At 31.4% G+C, this 13283-nt stretch carries 12 protein-coding genes and 1 tRNA gene; 6 read left to right on the forward strand and 7 right to left on the reverse strand.

Going from position 1 to position 13283, the window contains the following annotated elements; genetic code table 11:
• Position 1: 1 nt before the first annotated feature.
• The 5 genes from CLOCEL_RS19055 to purR all read right to left on the reverse strand — a co-directional run bounded on the left by CLOCEL_RS19055 (position 2) and on the right by purR (position 4619).
• A complete protein-coding gene (locus CLOCEL_RS19055) occupies positions 2-676 on the reverse strand; it encodes a response regulator transcription factor (RefSeq protein WP_010073816.1) in 675 nt (224 codons plus the stop codon).
• A gap of 173 nt (positions 677-849) precedes the next feature.
• On the reverse strand, positions 850-1806 hold the full coding sequence (locus CLOCEL_RS19060; protein WP_010073817.1) for a ribose-phosphate diphosphokinase: 957 nt from the start codon (positions 1804-1806) through the stop codon (positions 850-852).
• Between the two features lie 26 nt (positions 1807-1832).
• Positions 1833-3200, reverse strand: coding sequence for a bifunctional UDP-N-acetylglucosamine diphosphorylase/glucosamine-1-phosphate N-acetyltransferase GlmU (gene glmU, locus CLOCEL_RS19065; RefSeq protein ID WP_010073818.1), 1368 nt, complete (start codon positions 3198-3200; stop codon positions 1833-1835).
• 132 nt (positions 3201-3332) lie between these two features.
• Positions 3333-3611: a septation regulator SpoVG gene (gene spoVG, locus CLOCEL_RS19070; RefSeq protein WP_010073819.1), complete on the reverse strand. Its 279-nt coding sequence runs from the start codon at positions 3609-3611 to the stop codon at positions 3333-3335.
• Positions 3612-3800: 189 nt separating this feature from the next.
• Positions 3801-4619 carry a pur operon repressor gene (gene purR, locus CLOCEL_RS19075; protein ID WP_010073820.1) on the reverse strand — a complete coding sequence of 273 codons (819 nt, stop codon included), beginning with the start codon at positions 4617-4619 and terminating at the stop codon, positions 3801-3803.
• Between the two features lie 338 nt (positions 4620-4957).
• On the opposite strand from purR, the gene murC reads away from it, so the two are divergent.
• Both murC and CLOCEL_RS19085 read left to right on the forward strand, forming a co-directional pair.
• Entirely contained in the window at positions 4958-6343 is a 1386-nt protein-coding gene (gene murC / locus CLOCEL_RS19080) for a UDP-N-acetylmuramate--L-alanine ligase (RefSeq protein ID WP_010073821.1), read from the forward strand.
• Between the two features lie 151 nt (positions 6344-6494).
• Positions 6495-6570, forward strand: a tRNA-Pro gene (locus CLOCEL_RS19085).
• Positions 6571-6837: 267 nt separating this feature from the next.
• Here CLOCEL_RS19085 and CLOCEL_RS19090 read toward each other — a convergent pair.
• Positions 6838-8040 carry a pyridoxal phosphate-dependent aminotransferase gene (locus tag CLOCEL_RS19090; protein ID WP_010073822.1) on the reverse strand — a complete coding sequence of 401 codons (1203 nt, stop codon included), beginning with the start codon at positions 8038-8040 and terminating at the stop codon, positions 6838-6840.
• Positions 8041-8220: 180 nt separating this feature from the next.
• Here CLOCEL_RS19090 and CLOCEL_RS19095 point away from each other — a divergent pair, with 180 nt between their 5' ends.
• The 4 genes from CLOCEL_RS19095 to CLOCEL_RS19110 all read left to right on the forward strand — a co-directional run bounded on the left by CLOCEL_RS19095 (position 8221) and on the right by CLOCEL_RS19110 (position 11711).
• Positions 8221-9564: a [Fe-Fe] hydrogenase large subunit C-terminal domain-containing protein gene (locus CLOCEL_RS19095; RefSeq protein ID WP_010073823.1), complete on the forward strand. Its 1344-nt coding sequence runs from the start codon at positions 8221-8223 to the stop codon at positions 9562-9564.
• A 288-nt stretch (positions 9565-9852) separates the two neighbouring features.
• Positions 9853-10380 carry a phosphatase PAP2 family protein gene (locus CLOCEL_RS19100; RefSeq protein ID WP_010073824.1) on the forward strand — a complete coding sequence of 176 codons (528 nt, stop codon included), beginning with the start codon at positions 9853-9855 and terminating at the stop codon, positions 10378-10380.
• 78 nt (positions 10381-10458) lie between these two features.
• The gene (locus CLOCEL_RS19105; protein WP_010073825.1) at positions 10459-11124 is read left to right on the forward strand and encodes an HAD family hydrolase; all 666 of its coding nucleotides are present in this window, start codon (positions 10459-10461) and stop codon (positions 11122-11124) included.
• A gap of 125 nt (positions 11125-11249) precedes the next feature.
• The gene (locus tag CLOCEL_RS19110; RefSeq protein WP_010073826.1) at positions 11250-11711 is read left to right on the forward strand and encodes a hypothetical protein; all 462 of its coding nucleotides are present in this window, start codon (positions 11250-11252) and stop codon (positions 11709-11711) included.
• A gap of 149 nt (positions 11712-11860) precedes the next feature.
• Here the strand turns inward: CLOCEL_RS19110 and CLOCEL_RS19115 are convergent, their stop codons facing one another.
• On the reverse strand, positions 11861-13027 hold the full coding sequence (locus tag CLOCEL_RS19115; protein WP_010073827.1) for an iron-containing alcohol dehydrogenase: 1167 nt from the start codon (positions 13025-13027) through the stop codon (positions 11861-11863).
• Between the last annotated feature and the right edge of the window lie 256 nt (positions 13028-13283).

Here is a 13283-nt window from a genome sequence, read left to right on the forward strand (position 1 = left end):
TCTACTTCACCTCAAATTTATAACCCACTCCCCATACTGTTTCTATTTGCCAATTTTCACCATCCTGTAATTTCTCTCTAAGTCTTTTTATATGTACGTCAACAGTACGGGAATCGCCCGGATAATCGTATCCCCAAACTTCACAAAGCAATTGTTCTCTTGTAAATACCTTATTTTTATTACTTGCCAAAAAGTATATGAGTTCAAATTCTTTTGGTGGCATTCTCATTTCTTCGTCCTTATAATATATGGTGTATGAATCCATATCAATAACAAGACCTTGGAAAATAATTTTTTCTTTTACTTTATCAGTTATTATAGTCCTTCTTAACACGGCTTTAACCCTTGCAATAAGTTCTTTTGGATCAAAAGGCTTAACTATATAATCATCAGCACCAAGTTCTAATCCTAATACCTTATCAAAAGTATCACTCTTAGCAGTCAGCATAATAACAGGTGTTTGATGCTCTCGCCTTATCCATTTTAATATTTCATAACCATCAGTTTCAGGCATAATGATATCAAGTAATATCAAATCTGGCTTAAAGCCTTTTACCTGATCTTGTGCCTCTTGTGCGCAGTAAGCTAATGAAGTTTCGTACCCAGAATTTTCAAGATACATTTTTATTACCTCACAGATATTTAAATCATCATCAACAATTAATATTTTAGACATGTATATTCCCCCTAACCCTTATATACCTAATTTATCACATTTCCCTAAAAATTTTAATTTTTTTATGAAATTTTCCACATATTTATTTAAAATTTTTTTCTATTTGTATATATATGGAAAAAACTGCCCTAAAATAGAACCTTTCGTCTACTTTAGAGCAGTTTTTAGCAGAATTATTTTTCAAAAATTTTACTTACCGGAAGATCTTCATATATTCTCCTAATCGCTTCTGCAAAAACAGGTGCTACAGGAAGAACTTTTATTTTTTCAATCTTCTTTTCTTCTGATAATGGTATAGTATCTAATACTACCAATTGTTTTATAGGGGATTTTTCTATTCTCTCGATAGCTGGGCCAGATAATAATGGATGAGTACAGCATGCGTATACTTCTCTTGCTCCTCTTTTTAATAGAGCTTCTGCCGCATTTGTAATTGAACCTGCTGTATCTATCATATCATCAATTAAAACTGCAACTTTTCCCTCTACATCTCCGATTAAATTCATAACTTCAGAAACATTTGGTCTAGGCCTTCTTTTATCAACAATAGCTATAGGAATCTGAAGAATATCTGCAAAATTTCTAGTTCTCTTTACTCCACCAATATCAGGTGAAACTGCTATCAAGTCTTCTGTATCTATATCTAGATTTTGAAAATACTCAGCTAAAATAGGTACCCCTGCAAGATTATCCACAGGAATATTGAAAAAGCCTTGAATTTGAGCAGCATGTAAATCCATAGTAAGTACCCTATCTGCTCCAGCAGCAGTTAAAATATCTGCAATAAGTTTAGCTGTAATAGGCTGTCTCGCCTTAGATTTTCTATCTTGCCTTGCATAAGCATAATGAGGTATTACAGCAGTTACTACTCCAGCTGAAGCTCTTTTGAATGCATCAATCATTATTAATAATTCCATTAATCTATCATTTACTTCATCAAATATTGGTTGGACAACGAAAATATGTGCACCTCTTACTGTTTCGTTTATATCTACACTTGTCTCTCCGTTGCTAAACTTTCCTACCTTTGACTCTCCAACCTTTAATTCTAGTATGTCTGCAATATCCTCAGCTAACATCGGATGTGCATTTGCAGTAAAAATTTTGATATTTTTGCCATGAGATATCATATTGCCATAGGCCTCCTTAAGCTTTTTTACTTAATTCTTTTTTTATTTACCCAACCCTTAATGTTGATTTGCTTAGCTCTAGCAATTGCTAAAGCTCCACTTTCAACGGTTTTCGTAATAGTTGAACCTGCCGCAATATACGCATCATCTTCCACAGTAACTGGTGATACTAAGTTTGTATTACATCCTATGAATGCATTATTTCCTATCTTAGTTAAATGCTTTTTCTTTCCATCATAGTTTACTACAACTGTGCCACAACCAAAATTACAGCTTTCCCCTACTTCAGCATCCCCAATATAGGTTAAGTGTGACACCTTAGTTTTATCACCAATTTTAGCTTTTTTAATCTCTACAAAATCCCCAATTTTAACTTCATTTCCTATAGTACTTTCAGGTCTTATATAAGCAAAAGGACCAACTGAAGTATCCTCTCCAACCTTACTTTTTACAATAACCGAATTATCAATTGTTGTTCTATCCCCAACCTGTACATTTTCTAATCTAGAAGTTCCTTTTATAACAACATCTCTTCCAATTGTAGTTTTACCTTCAATTACACACCCTGGATAAATAATTGTGTCGTTTCCAATAACAACATCTGCACCTATATACGTATTTTTGCTATCAATTAACGTAACTCCATTTATCATATGTGCCTCATTAATTCTGTTTCTCATTATTTCTTCGACTTGTCCAAGTTGTATTCTTGAATTTACACCTAAAGTTTCTTCAAAAGGAACTGCCATAGCACCAACTCTATGATTATCCTTTTTCAATATTTCAATGACATCAGTTAAATAATATTCCCCTTGAGAATTGTTATTACTTAGCTTAGCAAGCGCAAGTAAAAGCATCTCTATATCAAAGGCATACATACCTGCATTGATTTCTTTTACCTTCAGTTCATTTTCGTCGCAATCTTTATGTTCTACAATCTTTTCTACATCATTTTCACTGTTTCTTATTACTCTTCCATAACCATTGGCATCAGTTAATATAGATGTTAATAACGTCGCCTTATTATTATTATTCTCATGGAAATCAATTAATGCTATAACTGATTCTTTAGTTATTAATGGTGCATCTCCAGTAAAAATAGCAACTGTTCCTTTTTTATTTTCCAGAAATTCCTTAGCACAAATTACTGCATGGCCTGTTCCTAATTGTTCATTTTGAATCGTATAGGATACATTTTTACTTTCAGTAGCTTCTTCAACTTTCTGTGCTCCTGTTCCTATAATGACATTAACATCATCGATTCCAGCCTCTCTTAAAGTGTCGATTACATGATTAACCATTTCTTTACCACAAACTTTGTGTAAAACCTTTGGAAGGTCTGACTTCATCCTTGTTCCTTTTCCCGCAGCAAGAATAAGAGCACTTTTATACATTTTCTTCACCTCTCACATTTATGTGTACCAAAAACACTAAATGACGCAAAACTTCAAATATATTATATTTTATTGATATTGATTTTTCAACTTTTATAATCAGCCACAAAAAAAGAGGCTTAAGCCTCTTTTTTATTCTTCGGGCTCAACCTCTTCAACTTTTGCCTTTTCATATTCTTCTAAAATAGCAGACTGAATTTTTTCTCTAGTTTCAGTGTTGATTGGATGAGCTATATCTTTAAACTCTCCATCAGGAGTCTTTCTGCTAGGCATTGCGATAAAAACGCCATTCTGACCTTCTATAACTTTGATATCGTGTACTACGAACTCATTGTCAAAAGTAACAGAAACAATTGCCTTCATCTTACCTTCAGCTGAAATTTTCCTTACCCTTACATCAGTAATTTGCATATGACACACCTCCAAGTAGCTGATAATAATGAAATTCTATAAATATTTTGTAATTCCTTCTATTTTTAAGTTTTTTAACAAATTTTTCTTTTTGTGTGCCTATTTATATATTTTTTTCATTGGAAAAGTATCGAAATTTTATATTTTCCTACATTTTTCATTTTTATTATCAATAATTTATAAGATAAACTACTTACACCAGTTATCACTAACTTTAAGCACAGCATTCCCTTGCTCGTCTATACCATTGTACTTAACAATAGATACATACCCATCAACAAGCTTTTTTGGCACTTCATTATTATCAATTAAAACCCCTATTCCCTTAAGTTGACATTCAAATTCCCGTAATAATTCAGTGATTCCTAATGCTGTTCCTCCAGCTTTCATAAAATCATCAATAAAAATGCACTTACTTCCTTTTTTCAGACTCTTTTTTGACAAAGACATGCTTTGAATCCTTTTACTAGAACCTGATAAATAATTAATACTTATGGTTGTCCCTTCCGTTACTTTAGAATCTCTCCTTACTATCACAAGTTGTATGCCTAAAAGTTTAGCTACTTCATAAGCTAAAGGAATACCCTTAGTTTCCACAGTTATAACATAATCTAGTTCTTCCTCCTTAAAGGTTGAAGCTAGAAGTAAAGCTGCCTTTTGAAGAATATCGGGATTAGCTAAAATGTCAGTCATATATAAAAAGTTACCTGTTATGATTCTATCTTTATCACTAAGTATTTCACAAAGTTCCGTTGGAAAATTTTTTCTTAAGTTTTCTGGAGCATTGACTATATATTTAACTCCTCCAGCAGCACCCGCTACAGTCTCTATAGTTCCCGCATCTAAAAAATGGAGCATATCTCTAACTATGACTATATCTTCACTAGTGGTGGATTTAGCAGCATTCAAAAGCTCTGTAAAATAATTTAATCCTATCACTCTATTTGGGTTCTCCATAAGGATTTTTGTTATAGCACTTATTCTTTGAGTCCTTGAAAATTTTAACATAGTACTTCTCCTATTTACGAATTATTTTATAATTAAATATGTTAATATTCATATTTTAGAATATCTTAAGCTAGTTTACAACCTAATATTCTCATAATTTAAAATATAATTTTATATTAATTTAATAGTATATCCGAATATTGTATTAATTTTATCGTTACATAGTCAAAACCAAATCTTATTTTTAATAATCCTTAGATCTAATAACATGTATTCTTTTGTTAAAAGTCTGATATAATTTACTAAGTGGATAATTTAACTTTTATTATACATACACTCTCTTATGATCAATTCTTTTAGAGGGTACTTGAAATTAATTATATTTAGGAGTGATATTTATGTCTTCGACATTAAATACTTTAACCAGAAATGATAAAGTTCATTTTATAGGTATAGGCGGAGTAAGTATGAGCGGCCTTGCAGAAATTCTATTGACAAAAAATATAAAAGTTTCTGGTTCTGATATGAAGGATTCTAGTATAACTGAACACCTAAGAGAACTCGGAGTTGAAATAAGTATAGGTCATAGTCCTTCTAATATATCCGAAGATGTTTCCGTAATTGTATACACTGCTGCAATTGCTAAAGATAACCCAGAATTAGTATCAGCTAATAATAGAAACCTTCCTATGTTTACAAGAGCAGAATTTCTCGGAGAAATAATGAAAGACTACAAACATAACATTGCTGTATCTGGAACTCACGGAAAAACTACTACAACCTCAATGGTTTCTCATATACTTCTTAAAGGCGAAAAAGATCCTACAATTTTGGTCGGTGGTAGTTTAGACATTATAAACGGATATGTAAGAACAGGAAAAAGCGATTATTTCCTAACAGAAGCTTGTGAATATAAAGGATCGTTTTTATCGTTTTATCCCACTATCGGAATCATATTAAATATAGATGCAGATCACTTGGACTATTATAAAGATATCGATGAAATAGAAGAGGCATTCCAAAAATTTGCTTACCTTATTCCTAGAGATGGCTACCTTATAGTAAATAATGAGGATGAGAGAGCTGTAAATGTCGCTAAAAACTCGAATTGCAATACTATAACATTTGGGATAGACAATGGTGATATTATAGCTAAAAACGTTACGTTCAATAGTCTTGGGCACGGATCTTTTGATATGTTCTACAAAGGATGCGAATATTTCCATGTTACTTTAAAAGTACCCGGAAGACATAATGTTCTAAATTCATTATCTGCTATGGCTGCCGCAATAGCATCTGGTATTGAACCAAATCACATAAAAGCTGGAATAGAAAGTTTTGGTGGAACCCATAGGCGTTTTGAATTCAAAGGTACAGTAGACGATATTACAGTAATAGATGATTATGCTCACCATCCAACTGAAATAAAAGCTACTTTAGAGGCATGTAAAAATGTTTCTCACAATAGACTAATATGTGTATTTCAACCTCATACCTATACTAGAACCTATAGTCTTTTTAAAGACTTTTCCGAATGTTTCGGAGGTATCACAAAACTAGTTCTAGCTGATATTTATGCTGCTAGAGAAAAAGATACTGGTATTGTAAGCTCACAACGCCTTGGAGATGCTATCAGATTAAATGGTGTAGACTGTATTAACCTTCATAGCTTCGAAGAGATAACAAATTTTTTAAAAACCTATGCTAAAGCAGGAGATATGATTATAACTGTTGGTGCCGGTGACATAAATAAAGTTGGTGAAGACTTCTTAAAAAGTAGATAAGAATCAAAAGGGATCACTTGATCCCTTTTTTATTTGTATATTATAATTATCCTAAAAGTTTCAAAAATAACTAATCAAATATAATTCTTGATTTTTTATCGAAAACCTATTGCATTTTTCTTTGAACATGCTATAATAATCTTTGTGATCACGGGGTGTAGCTCAGATGGGAGAGTGCGTGGTTTGGGACCATGAGGTCGCAGGTTCAAGCCCTGTCACCCCGACCAAAAGGTAATGATGTAAATCATTACCTTTTTATTTGTTTCTTTTTATATACACAAAACATATCCAATCAAATTCTGAAATTTCATATAAAATATCCATTGTTGAAATATCATCAAAATCCTATGGTTAAACCGAAAAATCAATATTACCTATGAAGATTTTTTATCGCAACTTCTCTACTTAACAAATTCAACTATTCCAAACTTAAGTAATCATAACAATAATTTAACCCCTGAAGATATAAAGATTATCCTCAAGGGTTAATAAAATTAATATTTAACATTTAGCTTATTATATTCTTTTATAGCTATATTTAAAATTTCAATAGCTCTCTTTATTTCTTTTTCATCAATGCAGTAAGAAAGCCTAATTTCATTTATACCTCTTCCTTCGCTCTGATAAAATCCTTTTCCCGGTGCAACCATTACAGTTTCCCCATCATGATTAAAATCTGTTAAAAGCCATCTACTGAATTTTTCACCATCATCAATAGGCAACTTTACAAAAATGTAGAAAGAACCCTCTGGTTTAAAACAAGTAACTCCTTCTATATTACATAAACCTTCATACATTACATCTCTTCTACTCTTATAAATAGCTTTAACCTTCTCAATATAGCTCTCTAAGGTGTTTATAAGATTAGAAGCTGCGTATTGCTCAATAGTTGATGCACAAAGTCTTGCTTGACATAATTTTAGCATCTGCATTTTAAGATCCTCATTTTTTGTTGCTACTAACCCTATTCTTGCACCGCATGCACTATAATGTTTTGATATACTATCTATGATTATAGTTCTTTTCCTCAAATTTTCAAACTTTATAGGAGAAATAAAGCTTGTATTCTCAAAAGTAAATTCTCTGTAAACCTCGTCAGAAATTATATATAGGTCGTATTCTTCTGCAATTTCTCCAAGCATCTTAATTTCTGCTTCTGTATATACGGTACCTGTGGGATTAGATGGATTTGAAAATAATATAGCCTTGGTTTTACTTGTAATCTTACTTACTATCTCTTCTTTCGAAGGTAAATGGAATCCATCTTCTATACTTGTATGCACAGGCACAATTGAAGAATCAGCCATTTTCACAAAACTATCGTAGTTTGAATAATATGGTTCTGGAACAATAACCTCATCACCTGGATCACAAATAGAAAGTATTGTAAAAATAACAGCTTCACTACCTCCAGCTGTTATTAAAATTTCATCTGGCAGTATATCCATATTCCACTTCCTGAAGTTTTTGCTAAAGGTCTCTCTAAGCTCTGTGATCCCTTCTGAATTAGAATACTTAACAATTTTCTCTTTGTAGTTGTTTACACCTTGAAAAAATGTATCTGGTGTCACAATATCCGGTTGTCCTATGTTTAAAGGATATATCTTTATTCCTTTTCTTCTAGCCTCATCTGCTAATGGAGTGAGCTTTCTTATTGATGAGAAATTCATCTTTTCTATACGCTTTGATATCTTCATAATCGATAGCCCCTTTATAATAAAATACATTATCGTTTATAATCTATTATATAGCTACTTTAAATTATTTTACATAATTTTTTGTGATAAATTAATGATAATTTATATTTTGAATATATTTATATTGTATTGTCTAAACTACTGCTATATGAACTGATATTTTAGAAGGAGTGTATTATTATGAAAGCGATGCACAGCGAATTATTCCGCGAACTTATATATGCTTACCACAATGATACTTTTGAAGAAAGAGTAAGTGAACTATTAAAAGACCCAAATATACATAAGGAAGCTTTAGCTAAAACTATATCACACCTTTGCGGAGTGGATATAGATTATACTGATAATTTTTCCGAAGCTCTAAAATCAGCAATAATAACCTATGAAGCTAACAATAGAGTAGTCAATAAAATCCAAGATTGTCCTACAGATTGCCCTGATCCTTCAGGAAGAACTCACTGTCAAGAATCTTGTCCTTTTGACGCTATAATTTGGGACTCAGAAAAAAGCACAACCGTTATAGATAATGATGCCTGCACTGGTTGTGGTTTTTGCGTAGAAGCGTGTCCTAGTGGTTCTCTTTTAGATAGAACTGAATTTATACCTCTTTTAGAATTATTCAAAAACAAAGAACCTGTTATTGCAGCAGTCGCACCTGCAATAGCTGGGCAATTTGGTGATGCTACACTGGATCAATTAAGAACATCATTTAAAAAATTAGGATTTATAGATATGTTTGAAGTAGCTTTTTTTGCTGATATGCTTACATTGCTAGAAGCTGTAGAATTTGATCATTTGGTTCATGATAAAGATGATTTGATGATAACTTCTTGTTGCTGCCCAATGTGGGTGGGAATGATAAAACAAATTTATGGTGACCTTGCTAAGCATGTTTCACCATCAGTTTCTCCTATGATAGCAGCAGGTAGAGTTCTTAAAAGGTTGAATCCAAAAGTTAAAGTTGTATTTATAGGTCCATGCATAGCTAAAAAAGCAGAAGTAAAGCAACCAGATTTAATAGGTGATATTGATTTTGTATTAACCTTTGCTGAAGTGCAAGAAATTTTTGATACCTTCGAGATAACTCCTTCTGAATTAGATCCTACTCCAACAACAGAATATGCAGCTAGGGAAGGAAGGCTATATGCAAGAACTGGTGGTGTTTCATTATCGGTATATGAAGCGGTAAATAGGATTTTTCCAGAGAAGTCTGAATTATTTAACGCTGTTCAGGCTAACGGAGTTGTTGAATGCAAAAATATTTTAGCGAAAGTTAAAAATGGAGAATTAAAATCAAACTTTCTAGAAGGTATGGGGTGTGTCGGTGGTTGTGTTGGCGGACCTAAAGCTATATTACCAAAAGAAGAAGGTAGAATTAAAGTTGATGAAACAGCCGAAGCTGCAAAAGTAAAAATTGCTTTAGACAATGAAACTATGAAATCTATATTAGCGAAAATAGGTATAAATTCTGTTGACGATTTTAAAGATCATGAAAAAGCTAAAATATTTCAACGTGAATTTTAATAATTAGCAATTACTAGATTAGCTAATATTCTAAATCTTTCAACCCAAAATATCTTAGTAAAAAGCTGCCTTTGAATGATAATAGCATTGAAAGGACGGCTTTTTCCAATTATCTTTGCATTTTAGTATTGCTAAAGAATACCCCTTTGAATTTGTTAAATTTATATATAGATATTCTATCCCTAATATCTTTTTAACATTAAGATGATACTATTTATTTTAGATATATAAGCTATTAAATCAAATTTGAATTTATTTAACTTATAGACTAATATCGAAGGTGATTATATGAAAAAGTTTGCTTCATTCTTAAAAAAAGATGCTTTACTATTAGAAAAAATCAACGCCTCTTTAAGGTCTCCCTTTATGGATTGGTTTATGCCTAAGATTACTTATCTTGGAACCTTTTATGCGTCACTGATAATTTTATGTCTAATTCTTATATCCACAATTGAAGACAAAATACCATTTTCCTTGACTCTAGTCATTTCTATGGTTCTTACATCTGCTGTAACCCAAGGAGTAAAAAGAACTGTAAACAGGAATAGACCTTATAATGTCTTATTAAATTTGACGGTATCAAAGATCGGAATAGATAAATATTCTTTTCCTTCTGGTCATACTTCTAACGCTTTTGCCTTAGCAGTAATAACTTTTTGTTTCTTTCCATATATTGGAGTATTAGCTTTATTTCTCGCAATATTAGTTGCTTTATCTAGAATGTATTTAGGTGTTCATTATCCTACAGATGTTGCCATAGGGTTCATAATAGGAACATTAAGTTCTTTAATAATTTATTTTTGCTTAATTGTATAAGTATGATATACTCTTAAATAAAGTTATAAAGCTACCATCATTAATTGGTCGCTTAATATTGTACTTAGGAGTGATGAAATGCTTTCAAAAATGGAAGGTGCTATATTTGATTTAGATGGTACTCTTGTTGACTCTATGTGGGTATGGCAAAAAATTGATGAAGATTATTTATCTGCACGTGGCATCAAAATGCCAAAAGATTTAAAATCTAATATAGAATATTTAAGTTTTGAAGATACTGCAAAATACTTCAAAGCAAATTTTAATATCGAAGACAGTGTAGAAACTATTATGAATGAATGGAACCAAATGGCATATAGAGAATATTTAGAAAATGTTCCAATGAAACCAAATGCATTGAAATTCCTTAATACCCTTAAATCTTGTGGGGTGAAGATCGCCCTCGCTACTAGTAACTGTTACTTACTTCTTGAGACTGTACTGAAAAAGCACGGAGTTTATGATTTATTTGATGTAATAGTAACTACTGAAGAAGCAAAAAAAAGCAAAGCATTTCCAGATGTATTTTTGCTCGCAGCAGAAAAATTAAAACTAGCCCCAGAAAATTGTGTTGTTTTTGAAGATATTTTACCTGCAATAATCAGTGCAAAATCTGTTGGAATGAAAGTAGTAGCTATAGAAGAAGCTTCAACCATAGCTACCCAAGATAAAATCGTACAAGCTTCTGATATGTATATAGGAGACTATTCTGAACTACTTTTAAAATTAGAAAATGTCTCTTAATGTCAAATATGTTTAATTCTATTTTGAGTTGAATACATTTTTATATTTAATATATTGATATTTATGCATTTTTGTTATATTATAAACTTTAGGGATGTATACAAATTTATAACTTGGAGGCAATTATGGTAATAAATATTATTTTAGGTGTATTGATAGTTGTTTTACTGGCATATATAGTGTTTCTTAATGATTCATTGGCTAAAGAAAAGCGAAAAAATTCAGTATTAAACCATGAATTAAACTTACAGCATTTAAAGGGTGACGGCAAAAAGCTTCTTGCAAATGTGGAAATCAGATATTGTACTCCAAAATTTAGAGTTGCAAATATTTTAAATGATACGGCTCTTTATATAGCTCCTATTGAAACCATAGCTATTGGGAAAATACCTTCAAACCTTTTAGTACAAGTTCTTGATCAGGCCGTTGCATTAGAAATAACCTGGTACTATGTTACTTTTACTACTACTAACAATGTAAATAATAAAGGTTGGGTTAGAGGTGAAGATATAGTTTTTTCAATGGATCCACAGAAAAGGAAAACTCAACAACCCGACACCTCAGAAGACACTAATTCAAATAACTAACATATGATTTTAAATTCTAAAGCATAGCTTACAATTAAATAAGCTATGCCTTTTAATGTTTGTATAACTATATATAATAAAAAACTATGACAATTCAATCAATTTGATTGCTCCGTCATAGTTTTATATAAAAGGCTTATTATATTATATTAAAAATCTACCTTGATTCCATAATATGTACAGTTAAATAGTTTTTCCATTTCTGTTACTGTTATAGTTCTTGGGTTAGATCCTGTACAAGCATCACCAATAGCTCTTTCAGATATTAATGCAACTTTTTCTTTAAATAAAGCTTCATCAATACCATAATCTTTAAGAGTTAGAGGTATGTCCATTTTTACATTTAAATCTCTTATAGATTTAACTAAAGCATCTACTAATTCATCGGTAGTTTCACCCTTCAATCCTATTCTCTTAGCTATATCTGCATATCTTTCTGCTGCTACTTTTTTATTAAATTCTATTACATATGGTAGGTATATTGCATTTGCACAGCCATGTGGAATGTGAAATACCGCACCTGTTTTATGTGCCATAGAATGTGTAATACCTAATAATGCATTAGAAAATGCCATACCAGCTAAACATTGGGCATAATGCATTTTTTCTCTTGCATCTTTATCTTCATTATATGATTTAAGCAATTCATCATAAATCATTTCTATTGCTTTAATAGCTAATGGATCTGAGAAATCAGAATGTAAACCAGCGACATAAGCTTCAATTGCATGAGTTAATGCATCCATTCCAGTATGAGCTGTCAATGTTTTTGGCATCGTCTCAGCAAGTTCTGAATCTACTATAGCTATATCTGGAGTTATATTAAAATCTGCTAAAGGATATTTTATTTCTGTCTTATAATCAGTTATAACTGAAAAAGCAGTTACTTCTGTAGCTGTTCCTGATGTAGATGGTATAGCTACAAATTTTGCCTTATTTCTTAGTTCTGGAATAGTAAATGGGTCCTTTATGTCATCAAAAGTGAGCTCTGGATGTTCATAGAATACCCACATAGCTTTTGCTGCATCTATCGGAGAACCTCCCCCTATTGATATTATCCAATCTGGTTCAAATTCTCTCATTGCTTCAGCACCCTTGAATACTGTTTCCACGGACGGATCTGGTTCTACACCTTCAATCAATCTTGTTTCAATACCAGCTTCTTGAAGATAGCCTATAGCCTTGTCTAAAAATCCAAATTTCTTCATGGATCCTCCACCAACAACTATAACAGCTTTTTTACCCTTTAGGTTCTTTAATTGTTCCATAGAACCTTTTCCAAAATATAAGTCTCTAGGTAACGTAAATCTATTCACAAAATCCCTCCTAATTATGTATTTTTATTTTTATTTTACCATTTTATATGTTTTATTGCAAATTTTAATGCATGTTTACACAAATTTAACATTTTGTATTTTATATTACATAACCTTACATAATTGCTGATAATATTTTTATTTATGATTGCTCAATCAAAAGCTTACATACTGATTTTAATCACTTTTTACATTATTTTCTCATATAAACAATTTATTTATCAAACTGCATTTACTAGAAATATTGGCTTTGCTA

It is taken from the genome of Clostridium cellulovorans 743B, assembly GCF_000145275.1.
Taxonomy (GTDB): Bacteria; Bacillota; Clostridia; order Clostridiales; family Clostridiaceae; genus Clostridium_K; species Clostridium_K cellulovorans.

Bases quoted from the DNA above. Each gene is read 5' to 3' on its own strand.
- CLOCEL_RS19055 (WP_010073816.1), bottom strand. From the start codon at position 676: ATGTCTAAAATATTAATTGTTGATGATGATTTAAATATCTGTGAGGTA.
- CLOCEL_RS19060 (WP_010073817.1), bottom strand. From the start codon at position 1,806: ATGATATCTCATGGCAAAAATATCAAAATTTTTACTGCAAATGCACAT.
- glmU (WP_010073818.1), bottom strand. From the start codon at position 3,200: ATGTATAAAAGTGCTCTTATTCTTGCTGCGGGAAAAGGAACAAGGATG.
- spoVG (WP_010073819.1), bottom strand. From the start codon at position 3,611: ATGCAAATTACTGATGTAAGGGTAAGGAAAATTTCAGCTGAAGGTAAG.
- purR (WP_010073820.1), bottom strand. From the start codon at position 4,619: ATGTTAAAATTTTCAAGGACTCAAAGAATAAGTGCTATAACAAAAATC.
- murC (WP_010073821.1), top strand. From the start codon at position 4,958: ATGTCTTCGACATTAAATACTTTAACCAGAAATGATAAAGTTCATTTT.
- CLOCEL_RS19090 (WP_010073822.1), bottom strand. From the start codon at position 8,040: ATGAAGATATCAAAGCGTATAGAAAAGATGAATTTCTCATCAATAAGA.
- CLOCEL_RS19095 (WP_010073823.1), top strand. From the start codon at position 8,221: ATGAAAGCGATGCACAGCGAATTATTCCGCGAACTTATATATGCTTAC.
- CLOCEL_RS19100 (WP_010073824.1), top strand. From the start codon at position 9,853: ATGAAAAAGTTTGCTTCATTCTTAAAAAAAGATGCTTTACTATTAGAA.
- CLOCEL_RS19105 (WP_010073825.1), top strand. From the start codon at position 10,459: ATGCTTTCAAAAATGGAAGGTGCTATATTTGATTTAGATGGTACTCTT.
- CLOCEL_RS19110 (WP_010073826.1), top strand. From the start codon at position 11,250: ATGGTAATAAATATTATTTTAGGTGTATTGATAGTTGTTTTACTGGCA.